Genomic DNA, 16395 nt, shown 5'->3' with positions numbered 1-16395 from the left:
ACGCCGTGACCACTTTGCAGCGCAAGGACGTCAACCCGATCGCCCACCTCACCCCTGAGGACATCGAGGCGATCGGCGTCGAGCTCGACGCCATCCGCGACGAGTTCATCGCCAAGCGCGGCGAGAAGGACGCCGCCTACATCCGGCGCGTCATCAAGGTCCAGCGGCAGATCGAGGTCGGCAGCCGCGCGGTGCTGCTCTTCTCGCTGTTCCCGCCGGCCTGGATCGTCGGCACCCTGGGCCTGACCATCTCCAAGATCCTGGAGAACATGGAGATCGGCCACAACATCCTGCATGGCCAGTACGACTTCATGCGTGACTCGAAGATCCACTCGACCACCTGGGAGTGGGACTCGGCGTCGCCGGCCGAGCAGTGGAAGCACTCGCACAACGAGCTGCACCACAAGTACACGAACGTGATCGGCCGCGACAACGACCTCGGTTACGGCATCATGCGCGTCGACGAGCAGCAGCGGTGGACGCCGGCGCACCTCGGCCAGCCGCTCTACAACTTCGTCAACGCCATCTTCTTCGAGTACGGCATCGCCGCGTACGACCTGGAGCTCGGCCGCAACCTGGCGACCAAGAAGCGGCGCAACAACCCGGCGTTCCGGGCACGCCTCGCCCAGGTCGGCCGCAAGATCCGCAAGCAGGCGGCGAAGGACTACCTGGTCCACCCGCTGCTCTCGGTGCCGATCGGCCTGGCCTTCGGCAACCCGTTCGGCGCGCTGCTGGGCACGCTGAGCGCGAACGTGGTGGCGAACATCGCCCGCAACCTGTGGACCCACTCGGTCATCATGTGCGGCCACTTCCCGAACGGCGTCGAGACCTTCGAGCGCACCTCGATCACCGGCGAGACCCGCGGCGAGTGGTACCTGCGTCAGATGCTCGGCTCGGCCAACATCTCCGGCAGCAAGCTGATGCACATCATGACCGGCAACCTGTCGCACCAGATCGAGCACCACCTCTTCCCCGACCTGCCGGCCAGCCGGTACGCGGAGATCGCGCCGAAGGTGCGGGCGCTCTTCGAGAAGTACGAGCTGAACTACGTCACCGGCCCGCTGCCCATGCAGGTCGCGTCGGCTTGGGCCAAGGTCATCCGCCTGGCCCTGCCGAACCGCAAGCCGGCCAACGACATCGACCACTCGGTCCCGCCGCGCCGCGAGCCGGCCGTCGTCTGATCACTGTCGCCGCCGGCTTGAAAAAGCCGGTCACCGACGCCGCCGGCTTGCGAAAGCCGGCGGCGTCAGCGCAGGTAGTCGAGCTGCCGGAACGACGCCCGATAACCGTCGACCAGCCGGCCGGCGATCTCGGCGGATCCGACCAGCGGGTGAGCGGCCATCGCCCGGATCGCGGCGGCCCGGGAGCCGGTGGTGACCGCTTCCAGTACCCCGCGCTCGGCGGTCTTGACCGCCTGGACCAGGCCCACCGCGTGATCCGGCAGCGGTGAGACCTTCTCCGCCACCGCGCCACCCGCGTCGATCGTGCACGGAACCTCGATGACGGCCGCGTCGTCGAGGACGTCGAGGGTGCCGCGATTGCGCACGTTCAGAATGAGCCGGGCCGGTTCGTCCCGGGCGAGGGCCCGCATCACCGACAGCGCGACCCCCTCGTAACCGGCCGGCCGTGACTCGTCGTGCTCGCGCTCACCGGCACCGGCGAGTTCCCGGTTCTCCGCCATGTACGTCGCCTCCCGCTCCCGCCACGCGCCGAGCCAGGCGTCGAGCGGGTCATCGGTGGCGGCCAGCGACGCGTAACAGCGGTGCTGCTGGTCGAGCAGGAACTCCCCGCGGGTCTGCGGCGCGTCCCGGACCGCGGCGAGCGTGCCGGCCGCGTCGTAGTAGTAGTGCAGGTATTCGTTCGGAATCGCGCCCAGCTCACGCAGGTGGTCGACGCCGAAGAGGCGGCCCTCCTCCAGTGACTGCAGCTTCGTCGTATCGGCCAGCAGACCGGGAAGCAGATCGACCCCGACGCCGTAGAGCCAGCCGAGGTGGTTGAGCCCCGCGTAATCCACCCGGGTCGTCGCCGGATCGGCGCCGATCGCCCGCAGCACCCGGTCGACCATCCCGGACGGTGAATCGCAGATCCCGATCACCCGGTCGCCGAGCTCGGCCGTCATCGCCTCGGTGACCAGGCCGGCCGGGTTGGTGAAGTTGATCGTCCAGGCCTCCGGGGCCAGCCGGGCGATCCGTGAGGCGACGTGGTGCGCCACCGGGACCGTCCGCAGGCCGTACGAAATGCCGCCGGCACCCACCGTCTCCTGGCCGAGCACGCCGGCGTCGAGGGCGACCCGCTCATCGAGGACCCGGCCGGACAGGCCGCCCACCCGGATCGCGCAGAAGACGAAGGACGCCCCGGTCACCGCGGTGTCCAGGTCGGTGGTGGTGACCACGGCGGGCGCGTCGGGCACGTCCCGGGCCAGGGCGGCGAGCACCCGGCCGATCCCGTCGAGGCGTGCCGCGTCGACGTCGTGCAGCGCCACCTCGGTGATCCCGGTGTGCCGGTGATCAGCGAGAAGCGCGCGGTAGACCAGCGGCACCCGGAAACCGCCGCCACCCAGAATCGTCAGTCGCATGGAGACCTCAGTGCTCGGCCCGGGCGTCGGAGAGCCGGGCGATGGTCGCGGTGGCCCGGTGCACGGCGTCACGCCGGCCGGGCGGGATCACGTCGTCGAGGAACCCGAACCGGCGGGCCAGCTCGGCCTCGGCGGAGTCGTCGTGGCCACGAGAACCGGCAGCGCGCACACCCGCCCACCAGTCGGCGATGTCGCCCCAGCCGGGCGCGGAGAGCGACCCGCCGAAGTGCTGCACGGACAGCGCCGCCACCAGGTTGGCGAAGGCCAGCCGGTCGGCGAGCGGCCAGCCGCCGAGCGTGCCGGTGATGAACCCGGCGGTGAACACGTCGCCGGCGCCGGTCGGGTCGAGCGCCTCCACCGGCACGGCCGGGACGGAGGCCACCTCGCCGGTGGTCGCGTCGGTCGCGATCGCGCCGTCACCGCCGCAGGTCACGACCACGACCGGGGCGAGGCCGGAGAGTTTGTCGAGCGCCTGCCGGGGCTCGTCGGTCCGCGTGTACCGCATCGCCTCCACCGAGTTCGGCAGGAAGGCGTGGCAGTCGGTCAGCGTGGCGAGGACGTCCGGCGACCACTCCTCGGTCTCGTCCCACCCGACGTCGGCGAAGACGAGCATGCCCTCGGCCTTGGCCCGGTGCACCCAGCCCATGCCGGAGCCGGCCAGGCTGACGGCCGCGCTGCGGGCCGCCGGAAGGCCGTTGACCAGCCCGTCGGGCTCGGTCGGCAGCGGATGACCGTGGGTGATCATGCTGCGGTCCCGGTCGTAGGCGACCGAGACGGTGACCGGCGAGTGCCAGTCGCTCACGCGTTTCGACGCGGAGAGGTCGATGCCCTCCTGGCGGCTGAGCACCTGGTGGCAGAACTCGCCGTACGCGTCGGTGCTCAGCGCCGTGCCGAGCCCCGTGTGCAGGCCGAGCCGGCTCGCGGCGACGGCCAGGTTGGCCACCCCGCCGGGGCACGAGCCCATCCCCGGCGCCCACACCTCGGTGCCGGGCCCGGGCAGCTCACGGAGGCCGGTGAAGATGACGTCGAGGTACACCACCCCCGGCACGAACAGGTCGAGCTGTCCAGGCATCGTCCGATCTTACCCCCGCACCCATCGGCCAAGTATCAATTGATCATCGCGGGCGGCGCAGGTCACCATGGGCGGCACGCAGCGTGTCCACCACCCGATCGGCACCCGCCGGGCGGACCGCGTCGAGCGCCGCCCACGCCTCGTCGAGAGCCCGGGTGAGCTCGCTGATCCGGCCGGCGTGCTGACGGCGGACGTCCTCGCGGACCCGCTCGATCCGTTGCAGCCAGCCCTCCTCCACCCGCGAGGGCGCCGCGTGGATCGGCGCGACCTGTCGCGGGACGGGCGGCGGGGCGGGTGGCGCCCCGGCCGGCGGCTTGTCGCCCACCAGATCGCTGACCGGCACGATGGCGGCGATCGGCCGTCCACCGTCGACCACCACCGTCACCTGGCCGGTGACCCCGGTGACGCGAACGAGTTGCTGGAACCGCAGGCGCGCCTCGGCGACGGTGAGCTCGATGCGGCGACGGATCGGTACGGCTGGTTCTCCCATGCCGCGATGATGCCGCCTGCCTATGACAATTTTCGGCGGCGGCAAACCGGACGGTCCGTTATGGTCGCCCGCATGGATCACCCAGGACCGGTCACACCGGCAGATGTACGCACAGCCGTCGCCCTCGCCGTGGACACCCTCACCGCGGCAGCAGACGATGACCACGACTGGCAGATCCCGGCCAGCGGCCTCACCTGGACCTGCTGGGAGACGGTCGAGCACATCGCCGACGACCTCTTCTCGTACGCCGGCCAGCTCGCCACGGCCACCCCGCCGATGACCTCGTACGTCTCCTGGGGCTGGAAACACCGCGACGGCGGCCCGGCGCTCACCGTCTACGCCGACCCGGACGGCGGCGTGACCGGCCTCCTGCAGGTGCTTGACTCCTGCGGCGGGCTGCTCGCCGCGACGGCACAGGTCACGCCGGCGGACCGGCGCGCCTACCACCCGATGGGCATGGCCGACGCCGAGGGTTTCGCCGCGATGGGCCTGGTCGAGACGCTCGTCCATGTGCACGACGTGGCGGCCGCCCTCGGGCTCGCATGGAACCCGCCGGCCGATCTCTGCGACCGGGTGCTGTGGCGGCTCTTCCCGGACGCGCCGCTGGACACCGAGCGCTGGCCGACGCTGCTCTGGGCGACCGGCCGCGGCGAGCTGCCCGGCCACCCGCTGCTGTCCCAGTGGCGCTGGGACGCCAATCCCCGTCAGGCCGCCGCCCGGTAAGAACCGAGCAGCCGCATCACCTTCTCGGCGCCGTCGGTCAGCAGCGCCAGGTCCACATCCGTGAAGATCCGCCGGCGGCTGTCGATCACGCAGTGCGCCCCGATCACCTGCCCGCCCTCACCCAGCAGCGGTACGCCGAGATAGCTGCGCAGCCCGGTCATCTCCAGGAACGGGTTCCCGGCGTGCCGCGGGTCGTCCCGGCCGTCGATCACGCAGTAGGGCTCGCCGGCGAGCACGGTGTGCGTACACATCGCCCACTCCGCCGGCGTGCCCTGCGCCTGCTGCACCCAGCCCGAGACACCGTGTCCTCCGATGATCATCTGGGACGTGTCCAGCACGATCGAGACCAGCGACACCGGCGCTTCGAGCAGCGTCGCGCTGCGCTTGGCCACCTCGTCTAGGCTGGTACGCAGATCCGGGTCGAGCAGGTCGTACCCGGCGATCTCCCGCATCCGCTCCGGGGTGCCGAGCCGGTCGAACAGTTCGGTGTGCACGTCAGCTCCTGACTGTCGTCTGTGCGGCGGCGAGCTCGGTGTACGCGGTGAGCCGGATCTGGAGGGCGAGCGCACAGAGCCGGGTCGTCGGGTCGGCGGCCGCCATCACCGGCAGGAGACGATCGAGCGAGGAGCCGGAACCGGCGGCCCGGACCAGCTGTTCCCAGATCACCGGCCCGTTCGAACGGTGCACCCGGAGCACGGCGTCCCGCGCGTCCTCGACGGTGGGCCGGGTGAGCCCGTACACCTCGGCGTCCAGCGAAAGCACAGTCATCCACGGCTCCGGTTCGGCTAGGGGACATCAGCGAAGGGAGCATCGGCGGCCGATCCGCCGAACCGAGAGATATCTAGTGCCGGAACCCGCCGACCAGGTTGGTGAGGTCGCCGGCGAGCCGGGTCAGGTCGGCGGCGGCCTGCTGGGTGGCCCGCGCGCCGTCGGCGGTCGCGTTCGCCACCTCGGCAACCCCGGAGACGGTACGCGCGACGTCCCCGCTGCTCGTGGCCGCGTCCGCGACCGAGCGGCTCATCTCGCCGGTGGTGGCGGTCTGCTCCTCCACGGCCGAGGCGATCGTGGTGGTGTAGTCGCCGATCCGCTCGATCACGGAGGTGATCTCACCGATCGCGGTGGCCGCCGAGTTGCTGGACTCCTGGATCGCGCCGATCCGCTGGGTGATCTCCTCGGTCGCCTTGGCGGTCTGCTGGGCGAGCTCCTTGACCTCGCCGGCCACCACGGCGAAGCCTTTGCCCAGCTCACCGGCGCGGGCCGCCTCGATGGTCGCGTTCAGAGCGAGCAGGTTGGTCTGCTCGGCGATGCTGGTGATCAGCCGGACCACGTCGCCGATCTCGGCGCTCGCCGCACCCAGCTCGGCGACCTGGTTGTTGGTGCGTTCGGCGACGGCCATGCCCTCCTGGGCGACCCGGGCCGCCTGGGAGGCGTTGGAGGCGATCTCGGCGATCGAGGCGCTCATCTCCTCGGCGCCGGCCGCGATCGACTGGACGCCGGTGTTCACCTCTTCGCTGGCGGTGCTGGCCGAGCCGGCCTTCGCGGCCACGTCGGAGGCGCCGCTCTGCAGTTGAGCGCTGACCACCGACAGTTCCTCGGAGGCACCGGCCAGGGTGGCCGCGGATCCGCCGATGGTGTTGACGGTGTCCCGGAGCCGCAGGATCGCGGCGTCCAGCGCGCGGCCCATCCGGCCCGGCTCGTCGTGCGAGGTCAGGCCGCTGCTGCGGGTCAGGTCGCCGTCGGCGAGGCCTTCGCAGACGTCGGTGACCCGGCGCAGCGACCGGACGATGCCGCGGGCCACCACGATGCCCAGGGCGATCGCGACGACGATGCCGAGGACGAGGAGCGTGATCGACTGGAGCCGGCTGGACTCGTAGGCGTCATGGGCCTGCTTGGCGGCCTCCGCGGCGGCGGCCTGCTCCATCGCGTTCATCTCCGCGACGTGTTCCTTGATCTCGGTGACCAGATCCTGCATGTCGCCGTTGCGGACCGCCAGCCACGTGGTCAGGTCGTTCTGCGCCGATGCCGGGAGCAGCTGCTCCTGGGCGATCTTCACGAAGGCCTGCCAGTCCTCCCGCACGTCGGCGATCATGGCGGCCGGCGGGACCGGCCCGGTGGCCTCGTACTCGTCCCAGCTGGCCTCGACCGCTTCGACGTCAGCGGCGTACAGATCCGCGAACTTCTCCTTGGTGGTGGCGTCCCTGTTCATCGCCGAGTTCGTCAGGTCGAGGCGCGCCTGGGTCATGCCGTTCTGCACCTCGCCCAGCGCCGCGACGCCCAGCACGTTGCTGCTGTAGATCGTCTGCGCCGAGTCGCTGGCGCTGGAGAGCGCGCGAAGGCCCAGCACCCCGATGAAGAGTGCGACCACCGCGGCCACGCAGACCGCCACCAGGATCTTGATGTTGACACTGAGGTCCGCCCAGTAGGCCCGCCCCTTGGCCCGGGGCAGCACGGCCGTCGCCGTCATCGCGCTCATGCCTACCCAGTCGGCAACCGTGCCGCAACTACTGAGACCCCACCGGGCCACTACAAGTCCGACATTTAACTCTAAAAGCGATGGGCTCCCGCCGTGGCGAGAGCCCATCCCCCTATTGATGCGCCGGCGTACCCCGGCGGATTCCGACGACCGCCACCAGCGCCCCGGCGAAACAGAGCACCGCCGCGACCAGGGCCGCCACGTGGACCCCATTGATGAACGCTGTTCCGGCGCCTTCGACCACGGCTGCGCGTACCGAAGCTGTCATGTCGGCGGTGACCGGCGCGACTCCCATGCTCACCGCGTCCTTGGCCTCGGAGAGGCCCTGCGCCAGAGGCGCGGGGACTCCCGCGTCGGTGAGCGAGCCGACCAGCGTGGCACCGACCCGGCTGCTGATCAGGGAGATCAGCACCGACGTGCCGAGCGCGCCGCCGACCTGCAGCATGGTGGCCTGAAGGCCGCCGGCGACACCGCCGTCCTTGACCGGCGCGTTCCCGACGATCGCCTCACTCGACGCCGCCATCACCATGCCGACGCCGAGACCGAGGCCGACGAACGACGGCCACATCACGTGATAGCTCGAATCGGTGTCCAGGAAGAGCAGGCCGAGCGAGGCCGCACCCTGCAGGACCATGCCGACCGGCATGGTCAGACGCGGGCCGAACCTGTCGGTGAGCGCCGCGCCGATCGGGGAGGCGACCACCGAGGCGAGGCTGAGCGGCAGGGTGAGCACGCCGGCCATCACCGGTGTGTAACCGCGGACGTTCTGCAGGTACAGCATGATGTAGAAGATCGAGCCGAGCAGCGTGAAGAAGTTGATCGCGGTGATCACCGCGCCGATGGTGAGCGCCGGGCTGCGGAACAACCGCATCGGCAGCAGCGGGTGCTCCTGGCGCGTCTCGAACCATCCGAACACCACGATGATCAGTAGGCCCGCGACGATCGTGCCGATGGTCGATCCGGAGCCCCAGCCCCAGGTCTCGCCCTTGACCACCCCGAAGATCAGGACGAGCAGACCGGCCGCGAGCAGCAGCACACCCGCCACGTCGAACTTGTGCCTGCCGGTCGAATTCTTGCTCTCCGGCAGGACATAGGCGCTGAAGGCCAGGGCGATCACGCCGATCGGCGCGTTGATGTAGAAGACCGATTCCCAGCTGACGTTCTGCACGAGCAGACCGCCGACGATCGGGCCGAGCGCGGTCGAGACCGACGAGACCATCGCCCAGATGCCGACCGCCATGCCGAACTTCTTCGGCGGGAAGACCGCACGCAGCGTACCGAGCGTGTTCGGCATGAGCAGCGCGCCGAAGAATCCCTGCAACGCGCGGAAGGCGATGACACCCTCGATCGACCCCGCGAGACCGATCGCGACCGACGCCACGGTGAAGCCCGCGACACCGATCAGGTAGTAACGCCGCCGACCGAATCGGTCACCCAGCTTGCCGCCGAGAATCAGCGCCGCGGCCAGCGCCAGCAGATAAGAGTTCGTGACCCACTGCAGCTCAGCAGTGCTTGCGCCGAGATCACGGCCGATCTCCGGGTTGGCGATCGACACAACACTGCCGTCGAGTCCGACCATGAAAAGACCGAAAGCGACCGCGATCAGCGACAGCCAGGGATTACCGCGGCGGCCTGCGGCCACCGGCGGTTGGGATGCGGACATGGTGGTGCTCCATCTTCAAACCATTTGATACGGAAATAGCTCAGCGCCCGCCGTCACGAATAAGTCGCGACACTTCAGCCAGCAATGGCATCGCGACACCCACCGCGACCCGCTGTTCCTCGCTCAGTTGTTCCAGAGCGGCCGACAGATAGCCGGCGAAGTGCCCCTGCACCGCATCCATCCGATGCCGGGCCTCTTCGGTGGCGTGCAGCCGCACCACCCGCCGGTCCCGCTCGTCGGGCTCCCGGCGCAGCAGGTTGTCGTTCACCATCGCGGTGACCAGGGCGCTGGCGTTGTTCGGCCGCAGCTGGAGCTCGTCGGCGAGCTCGCGAACCGTGATGCCAGGACGTTCCCGGACCTGCCAGAGCGCACTGAGCTGCAACTCCGGCGGTTTCGGGTGGGTGAAGTCGGACTGAAGACGGCGTTCAAGATTGCGGTGCAACTGGTGTGCCAGGTGCATCAACTGAACGGCCGTCTCGGTCATGAAGCCATTATTAGGTATGACGGCATACCTATTTCAAGCTCATGGGTGGCGCGTCACTTTCCCTTACGCAAGACACCGCCACTGTGATCAACAGACCACCGCCGACCGCCGGCGCGGGCGTGATCGGCTGATCGGCGGGAACCGCCGGCGTGATCGGCTGGCCGGCGGGGACCGCCGGTGTCGGTGTGGTCGGCGCAGGCGGAGACCGCGGGCGTGATCGGCAGCCGGCGCAGGAACGGCGCGAACGGATCGCCGAACGTGCGCGCCGCCGTATTGAGCAGCAGCGCCGTCGCGACCATGCCGATCGCGGGCATCCCGATCAGCAGCGCGATAACCGAGCCGGTCAGCCCCGCCCACACCATCACGCGCAGGCCGACGTCCACGACCGGAATGCCGCTGGGCCGCTGCCGGGTCCAGATCGGCAGAAACGACGTAGCGAGCGCCAGCCCGATCGCACCGAGCACCGCCGCAACCGAGAGAAAGGCGTGCGACCAGTGGTAATGCCGGCCGGCCGCATAGGCCCCGGAAAGCACGCAACCGAACCAGACCTTGCCCAGCGCCCAGCGCCCGACGCGGACAAGCGGATCCTCGGAGTTCGTCGCCATCGCCAGCCCCCACCGAGCCGAAGTCTCCGCCCGAAAGCCTACCGGCCACCCCACCACCCACGGCAGGCCAAAACGGAGACCGGCGTGCCTTTAGGCCGGGCGAGCAGCCAGCAAAAGAGGGCAGCAGCCGGCAGGAAGGGAAGCCAGCCACGGGACGGCAGCCGGCCGGGCGCCGGGGGCCGGGGGCCGGGCGCCGGGGGGCCGGGCGCCGGGAGGACAGCGGCGGGAGGCAGCGGCGGCAGGGAGGGCCGCCGGCCGGGCGCTCTAGAGCGTGTCGATTTCGGGTTCGATGTGCACCCGAAATCGACACGCTGAAGACCCGGCGCGCAGATCTTGGAACCACCGCGGCGAGCCGTAGCTCAGATATGTCATGAGGGCCCGATGACATGCCTGGACTACGGCTCAGGTCGACGAGCCGTAGTCCAGACACCTCATCCGGGTCCGATGACCTATCTGAGCTACGGCTCGCCCGCAAGAGCTCGCCACCGGGCAGCGATACCGGCCAATCCGGAGCCGGCCAGCGCTTGCGGTCGATAACAGGGCTCAAACGCGACCACGAGCACCAGCCGCTCAGCCCTGGTGCGCAAGCCCGGCGGCGGCTGTCACTCACGGCTGCCAGCTGTCACGTATGGCGACCGTGACGTGCAGCCGCCTCGGCTTGGCTGTCACCCACGGCTGCCGGCTGTCACGTGTGGCGACCGTGACGTGCAGCCGCCTCGGCATGGCTGTCACGCACGGCTGCCGGCTGTCACGTGTGGCGACCGTGACGTGCAGCCGCCTCGGCATGGCTGTCACGCATGACTGCCAACTGTCGGGTGTGGCGGCCGTGAGTGACGAAACGGCGGAGCGCCCTCATGAGGCCGATCGGCCAGGACTCACTTCTCGGCCAGCCGCTCACGGAAGACGTCACGGACCTGCTCCCGGCGATCCAGGATCGCGAAGACCACCCGGTCGAACCATGGCGCCTCGCGCAACGCACCGGCGAAGACCTCCGCCACCAGCGCCGGATCGTTGCCGAACACGCCGCACCCCCACGCACCCAGCACCAGCTCCCGATGCCCGTGAGCGGCAGCCACCCGCAGGATCCACGCGGCCCGGCGGGCCAGCACGCCGGGAACCTCCGGGAGCAGATCCGGCCGATCGCGGACGATGGCGGTCCGGTTCGGCGCGGCCGCGGTGACGAAGGAGACCGGGTACGCCTCCGGCAGCAGCGAACCCCGGTCGTCCCGGAACACCGGCACCCGCGGCGAATAGATCACCCGATCGCTGTAGAGCGGCCCCCGGTGCTGCCGGTGATGGACGTAGAACTCCTCGGCCGCGAGCAGGCTCGGATAGAGCGCCGAGCTGCGCGCCAGACTCTCCTCCTGGGCCTGCGCCCCGTTGATGAAACCGCCGCCCGGCTTGGTGGCCGACGCGAAGTTCAGGCAGAGCGGGTCGTCGAGCCGCGCCGCCGCGGCCAGCGTGGACTCTCCGGTGATCTCGATCGCCGGAGGACCGCCCACAGCGACCGGCAGGGGAAGGTCGTCGCCGGGCAGGTACAGCCGGGTGCCACGAATGGCCCTCTCGATCTCGTCGGAGATGTCGGCGCCGCCCAGGCGACCGTCCTGCACGATGGCGAGAGTCTCGGCCGCCATGGCTCGCAACGTGTCACGCATATCCGGAAGTCTGCCATCCGACCACCAGATATGGAGATCTTCACATGCATCTTAGTCTAGTAAGTCCGTAGGATTTATGGGTAAACTTCCCCGCATGAGCGCCGTACCCCTGACCATCTCCGGCGTCGGCAAGGACTTCACCGCGAGTGGCCGCCGGCACGCCGTTCTGGCCGATGTGGATCTCGACGTCGCCGCCGGCGAGGTGGTGGCGCTGCTCGGCCCGTCCGGTTGCGGCAAATCGACGCTGCTGCGCCTGGCCGGCGGCCTGGACACGCCGAGCGCGGGAACGGTGCTCGTCGACGGCAGCCCGGTCCGCGGCTTCGAGCCCCGATGCGCCGTCGTCTTCCAGGAGCCACGGCTTCTTCCCTGGCGGACCATCGAGCGCAACGTCGCGTACGGACTCCCGCGCGGAACCACCGGTGAGCGTGCGCGTACCGAAGTGGCGCATTGGCTCTCGGTCGTCGGCCTTGCCGACTTCGCCCGGCATCGCCCCCGGCAGGTCTCCGGCGGCATGGCGCAACGCGCCGCCCTGGCCCGCGCCCTCGCCCGGCGTCCCGGTGTGCTGTTGCTCGACGAGCCGTTCGCGGCGCTCGACGCCCTGACCCGGCTGCGCATGCAGGACCTGCTCGCCGAGGTCCAGCGCGAGGCCGGCACCACCGTGCTGCTGGTCACCCACGACGTGGACGAGGCCCTGCACCTGGCCGACCGTGTGGTCCTTCTGGGAGCTTCCGCTCCCGGCAAGCCCGCTTCGGTACGCCTGATCCAGCCCGTGCCCGGCGACCGCCCCCGCGACCGCGGCGACGCCGAGCTCGCCGCCCTGCGCGTGACGCTCCTTGCCGAACTCGGCGTGCAAACCCCCGTTTCCCCCGTGAAAAAGGAATCCCTGATATGAGGATCTACCGCGTTCTTGCCGCCGCGGCGGTAGCCACCGCCCTGCTGGCCGGCTGTGTCCAGGGTGAGGACACACCCGTCGCCGGCAGCGCCGGCGACGCCACCACGCTGCGGCTCGACTACGCCTACTACAACCCGGCCAGCCTGGTGCTGCGCGAGCAGAAGTGGCTGGAGACCGAGCTCGCCGCCAAGAACGTCACGGTCAGCTGGCAGCTCTCGGCCGGCAGCAACAAGGCGAACGAGGCGCTGCGCGCGGACGCCGTCGACATCGGCTCCACGGCCGGCGCGGCGGCCCTCGTGGCCCGCGCGAACGGTTCGCCGATCAAGACGATCAGCGTGTTCAGCCAGCCGGAGTGGGCCGCGATCGTCGTACCCAAGACCTCGGCGATCACGAACGTCGCCGGGCTCAAGGGCAAGAAGGTGGCGGCCACCAAGGGCACCGACCCGTACTTCTTCCTGCTGCAGGCCCTCGACGAGGCCGGGCTCAAGCCCAGCGACGTGGTCGTCACGAACCTGCAGCACGCGGACGGCAAGGCCGCTCTGGAACGCGGCGACGTGGACGCGTGGGCCGGGCTCGACCCGCTGATGGCCACGTCCGAACTGGACGCCGGCTCGAAGCTGATCTACCGCAACGTCGCCTTCAACTCGTACGGCGTCCTCAACGCCCGGGAGGCCTTCCTCACCGAGAACCCGGAGCTCGCGCAGTCCGTGGTGAACGCGTACGAGAAGGCCCGTCAGTGGATCAAGGACAACCCGGACGAGGCCACGGCACTGTACGCCCGGGAAGCCAAGATCTCGGAGCAGGTCGCGAAGACGGTGCTCACCACACGTACCGGCCTCGACATCGACCCGGTCCCCGGCGCCGCGCAGCGCGCCGTCTTCGAGAAGATCCTGCCGGTCCTGGTCGCGGACGCCAACGTGAAGACCGAGGAGTCGGCCAAGACCGCGATCGACACCCTCTTCGAGCCCAAGTACGCCACCGCCCGGAGCGTTTCGTGACCCTGCTCCACCCGAAAACCGATGCGGCCGGCCAGCGCTCTCCGCGCGCCGGCCGCTCGGCCCTGTCTTCCCTGCCGGCGCTGTCCGGCCGGTCGCTCCTCGGCCTGCTGCTTCCGCTGCTGCTGCTCGCGGGCTGGCAGCTGGCGGCGTCGGCCGGGATCTACTCCACGGCGCAGCTGCCGCCGCCGAGCGAGGTCCTGTCGGCCCTGACCGAGCTGATCCGGCGCGGCGAACTCTGGCACCACCTGGCGATCAGCACCCAGCGGGTCCTGATCGGTTTCACCGCCGGCTCGGTCCTCGGCCTCGCCCTGGGCGGCCTGGTCGGCCTCTCCCGCACGGCGAGCGCCGCCCTCTCCCCGACGATCCAGGCGATCCGCGCGGTGCCGTCGCTGGCCTGGGTACCGCTGCTGCTGCTCTGGCTGGGCATCGGCGAAACCCCGAAGATCGTGCTGGTGGCGATCGGCGCGTTCTTCCCGGTCTACACGACGGTCTCGGCCGCCCTTGCGCACATCGACCCGCACCTGATCGAGGTGGGCCGCGCGTACGGCCGCTCCGGCCTACCCCTGCTCTCCACGATCCTCTTCCCGGCGGCAACCCCGGCGATCCTGTCCGGATTACGGCTGGGCCTGGCACAGGGCTGGCTCTTCCTGGTGGCCGCCGAACTGATCGCCTCGTCGATGGGCCTGGGCTTCCTCCTGATCGACAGCCAGAACACCGGCCGAACCGACATCATGCTCCTGGCGATAATCCTGCTGGCCCTGCTCGGCAAGCTGAGCGACACGATCCTGGGCCAGGCCGAGAACCGCCTCCTGGCCCACCGCAGGTGATAGTGCCTCGATGTGGATGCGCTGGTGGAACCGAGATCCCCCACGCCGCCCGCCGGCGAGCGCGGCGTCAGGAGGCCAGGCGGAACAGCTCCGCGTGCACCTGGCGGCCGGGCACCTTCAGCGCCCGCAAACCAGCCACCACCGTCCGGGTCAGCGCCGCGTAGAGCAGCAGGTGGACCGCGTGCCAGGCCTCATAGGAGAGACGCCGGCGCGCGGCCCGCACGGAGAGCGCGACCACCAGCACGATCAGCGCGACCGCGATGACGCCGAGCAGCACCGGGAGCTGCCGGGACAGCGACAGGGCGGTCCGCGGGAACGACACCTGGTCATATCTCGCGAACCCCAGGATGACGAAAACCGGGTGCAGCACCGCGAGCCAGAAGATGAGGAAGGCCCAGAGCGCCGCGCGGGCGACCGGGGCAGAGCGACGGCCGATGATCATCCCGGTCTCCCCTGCTGGACTTCCTGCCTACAGGGTGTACCGCGCCCATCACTCTCCGGTTCGGCGGCTTTCGCCGCTCCGCGACAGAACTCGAGATCTCACTGCAACCGGAAACGCTCATCGGTGGCCAGCTCCGCGAGCTTTTGTACGCTGAACGGCAGCTCCGCCAAACCCGGAACCGAATCGTCCGCCTTCAATCCCTGAGCCACGAATACCACGGTTCCGTCCGCGTGCCGATAAGCCGCCCACTGGCTCAGCCGCGGATCCGGCGAATCGGCGACAACACCGACCTGCTCGCCGCCGACCGTGGCCGGCGTACACGTGCCGCCCATTCCCCAGAACGATTTCGCCAGGTCGCACACATCGGCGGGCATCGACGCACCCGAACCGCGCACCTCGGCGAGCAGCCGCCCGGTCCCGCCGCCCTTGGCGATCCACGCGTGCGCCAGATAGGCCGCACCGTCGTCCTCGAAGGTGGCCTGGTGATACCGCGACTCGATGCCGTCCGCGGTGGTGACCTCCGGCTTCGTGTAACCCTTCGGCACCACGGCGAGGATCTCGTCGAGCAGCTTCTCCCCTTTCGTGAAATGGGTTCCGCTGTCGTAGGTCGCGTCCCCGCTGGCTTCCGCCGGCCAGGCCGGTTTGGTCTCGTCCTCGCCGGGCACCGGAAGCCCTCCGGCACCGGGCGACGGCACCGGAGCCGCGGCCTGCAACCCGGCCGGTTCACCCAGCGTGCCCCGCAGCGGCACGATCGCCAGAGCCACCGCGGCCAGCGCGACGGCGGCGCCCGCACCGGACAGGGTGTTACGCCGTCGGGCGGCGCGGCGACCGGCGGCGAGCGCGGTCGCCGACTCCATCGCCGGTGGTTCCTGGCTCACCGTCATCGTGGTTCGCATGGCGGCGCGCAAGTCGTTCTCGTCCACAAGAATCCTCCTCTCACTCAGCGGCGACGGGTGGGGTGACCAGGGCACGCAACGTCACGAGCCCCCGGGAGGCCTGACTCTTGACCGTCCCGGCCGAACAGCCCAGCGCTTCCGCGGTCTCCTCGACGCTCAGGTCCTGCCAGTACCGCAGCACCAGCACGGCACGCTGCCGGTCCGGCACCCGGGCCAGCGCGGCCAGCAGCATCACCCGGTCGTCGGACGGCACGGCAGCCGTCGCCACGTCCGGTTGCGTCTCGTGCGGACGTTCCCGCCGCCACCATCCCCACCTGCCCTCGTCGATGAAGGCCCGGATCAAAACCTTCCGGACGTACGGGTCCAGCGCGTCATGCCGCTGCACCCGGTTCCATCGCAGGTAGAGCTTCGTGAAGGCGGTCTGCACCAGGTCCTCAGCGCGATGCCAGTCGCCGCAGAGCAGATAGGCCGTCGACCGCATGGCCGCCGACCTGGCCGCGAAGTACTCGGCGAACGCCTCGTCGCGGTCGCTCATCCCGTCCCCCATCTCGTCAGTTCGGGCTAAGCACGAGCCGACCGCACCCCGAGGTTGCATCGGTT

At 70.1% G+C, this 16395-nt stretch carries 18 protein-coding genes; 5 read left to right on the top strand and 13 right to left on the bottom strand.

All coding sequences use genetic code 11. The features are described from left to right. Nucleotides 1-5 precede the first annotated feature (5 nt). On the top strand, nucleotides 6-1181 hold the full coding sequence (locus tag B0I29_RS05455; RefSeq protein WP_111647728.1) for a fatty acid desaturase family protein: 1176 nt from the start codon (nucleotides 6-8) through the stop codon (nucleotides 1179-1181). 65 nt (nucleotides 1182-1246) lie between these two features. Here B0I29_RS05455 and B0I29_RS05450 read toward each other — a convergent pair whose 3' ends face one another. From B0I29_RS05450 to B0I29_RS05440, 3 genes are read right to left on the bottom strand one after another with little or no spacing between them, the layout of a single operon-like run. Further along, a complete protein-coding gene (locus B0I29_RS05450) occupies nucleotides 1247-2575 on the bottom strand; it encodes a family 4 glycosyl hydrolase (protein ID WP_111647727.1) in 1329 nt (442 codons plus the stop codon). Between the two features lie 7 nt (nucleotides 2576-2582). After that, nucleotides 2583-3647 carry a carbohydrate kinase family protein gene (locus B0I29_RS05445; RefSeq protein ID WP_111647726.1) on the bottom strand — a complete coding sequence of 355 codons (1065 nt, stop codon included), beginning with the start codon at nucleotides 3645-3647 and terminating at the stop codon, nucleotides 2583-2585. Between the two features lie 43 nt (nucleotides 3648-3690). Next, nucleotides 3691-4137, bottom strand: a complete 447-nt coding sequence (locus tag B0I29_RS05440; protein ID WP_111647725.1) for a hypothetical protein — start codon at nucleotides 4135-4137, stop codon at nucleotides 3691-3693. Nucleotides 4138-4209: 72 nt separating this feature from the next. Here B0I29_RS05440 and B0I29_RS05435 point away from each other — a divergent pair, with 72 nt between their 5' ends. Then, nucleotides 4210-4860 (top strand): hypothetical protein, encoded by a 651-nt coding sequence (locus tag B0I29_RS05435; RefSeq protein ID WP_111648016.1) that lies wholly within the window; start codon nucleotides 4210-4212, stop codon nucleotides 4858-4860. On the opposite strand, the gene B0I29_RS05430 is transcribed toward B0I29_RS05435, so the two are convergent. From B0I29_RS05430 to B0I29_RS05395, 7 genes are all read right to left on the bottom strand, one after another. Next, nucleotides 4842-5354, bottom strand: coding sequence for a GAF domain-containing protein (locus B0I29_RS05430; RefSeq protein ID WP_111647724.1), 513 nt, complete (start codon nucleotides 5352-5354; stop codon nucleotides 4842-4844). The genes B0I29_RS05435 and B0I29_RS05430 overlap by 19 nt on opposite strands. A 1-nt stretch (nucleotide 5355) precedes the next feature. Further along, complete coding sequence (locus B0I29_RS05425) at nucleotides 5356-5628, bottom strand: hypothetical protein (protein ID WP_111647723.1); 273 nt, start codon at nucleotides 5626-5628, stop codon at nucleotides 5356-5358. Nucleotides 5629-5701: 73 nt separating this feature from the next. Beyond that, nucleotides 5702-7333 carry a methyl-accepting chemotaxis protein gene (locus tag B0I29_RS05420; RefSeq protein WP_111647722.1) on the bottom strand — a complete coding sequence of 544 codons (1632 nt, stop codon included), beginning with the start codon at nucleotides 7331-7333 and terminating at the stop codon, nucleotides 5702-5704. 112 nt (nucleotides 7334-7445) lie between these two features. Beyond that, nucleotides 7446-8996 carry an MFS transporter gene (locus B0I29_RS05415; RefSeq protein ID WP_111647721.1) on the bottom strand — a complete coding sequence of 517 codons (1551 nt, stop codon included), beginning with the start codon at nucleotides 8994-8996 and terminating at the stop codon, nucleotides 7446-7448. Between the two features lie 40 nt (nucleotides 8997-9036). Beyond that, nucleotides 9037-9480 carry a MarR family winged helix-turn-helix transcriptional regulator gene (locus B0I29_RS05410; RefSeq protein ID WP_111647720.1) on the bottom strand — a complete coding sequence of 148 codons (444 nt, stop codon included), beginning with the start codon at nucleotides 9478-9480 and terminating at the stop codon, nucleotides 9037-9039. A 53-nt stretch (nucleotides 9481-9533) separates the two neighbouring features. Then, a complete protein-coding gene (locus B0I29_RS05405) occupies nucleotides 9534-10085 on the bottom strand; it encodes a hypothetical protein (RefSeq protein ID WP_111647719.1) in 552 nt (183 codons plus the stop codon). A gap of 875 nt (nucleotides 10086-10960) precedes the next feature. After that, nucleotides 10961-11740 (bottom strand): TIGR02452 family protein, encoded by a 780-nt coding sequence (locus B0I29_RS05395; RefSeq protein WP_111647717.1) that lies wholly within the window; start codon nucleotides 11738-11740, stop codon nucleotides 10961-10963. Between the two features lie 94 nt (nucleotides 11741-11834). Between B0I29_RS05395 and B0I29_RS05390 the strand changes: the two genes are divergently transcribed. Genes B0I29_RS05390 through B0I29_RS05380 form a run of 3 tightly spaced genes read left to right on the top strand, consistent with a single transcriptional unit; the run spans nucleotide 11835 to nucleotide 14457 of the window. Further along, complete coding sequence (locus tag B0I29_RS05390) at nucleotides 11835-12632, top strand: ABC transporter ATP-binding protein (RefSeq protein WP_111647716.1); 798 nt, start codon at nucleotides 11835-11837, stop codon at nucleotides 12630-12632. After that, a complete protein-coding gene (locus B0I29_RS05385) occupies nucleotides 12629-13630 on the top strand; it encodes an aliphatic sulfonate ABC transporter substrate-binding protein (protein ID WP_111647715.1) in 1002 nt (333 codons plus the stop codon). The genes B0I29_RS05390 and B0I29_RS05385 overlap by 4 nt, the downstream gene beginning before the upstream one ends. Next, nucleotides 13627-14457 (top strand): ABC transporter permease, encoded by an 831-nt coding sequence (locus tag B0I29_RS05380; protein WP_220091280.1) that lies wholly within the window; start codon nucleotides 13627-13629, stop codon nucleotides 14455-14457. The genes B0I29_RS05385 and B0I29_RS05380 overlap by 4 nt, the downstream gene beginning before the upstream one ends. 67 nt (nucleotides 14458-14524) lie before the next feature. On the opposite strand, the gene B0I29_RS05375 is transcribed toward B0I29_RS05380, so the two are convergent. From B0I29_RS05375 to B0I29_RS05365, 3 genes are all read right to left on the bottom strand, one after another. Further along, a complete protein-coding gene (locus B0I29_RS05375) occupies nucleotides 14525-14899 on the bottom strand; it encodes a ferric reductase-like transmembrane domain-containing protein (protein WP_111647714.1) in 375 nt (124 codons plus the stop codon). A gap of 98 nt (nucleotides 14900-14997) precedes the next feature. Further along, nucleotides 14998-15822: a hypothetical protein gene (locus B0I29_RS05370; protein WP_111647713.1), complete on the bottom strand. Its 825-nt coding sequence runs from the start codon at nucleotides 15820-15822 to the stop codon at nucleotides 14998-15000. A 13-nt stretch (nucleotides 15823-15835) separates the two neighbouring features. After that, nucleotides 15836-16330, bottom strand: a complete 495-nt coding sequence (locus B0I29_RS05365; RefSeq protein ID WP_111647712.1) for a SigE family RNA polymerase sigma factor — start codon at nucleotides 16328-16330, stop codon at nucleotides 15836-15838. Nucleotides 16331-16395 lie beyond the last annotated feature (65 nt).

Source organism: Actinoplanes lutulentus, assembly GCF_003259845.1.
In the GTDB taxonomy this organism is placed as follows: Bacteria; Actinomycetota; Actinomycetes; order Mycobacteriales; family Micromonosporaceae; genus Actinoplanes; species Actinoplanes lutulentus.
Note: the sequence above shows the minus strand (reverse complement) of the source record. Positions and strands in the feature narration are given on the sequence as shown.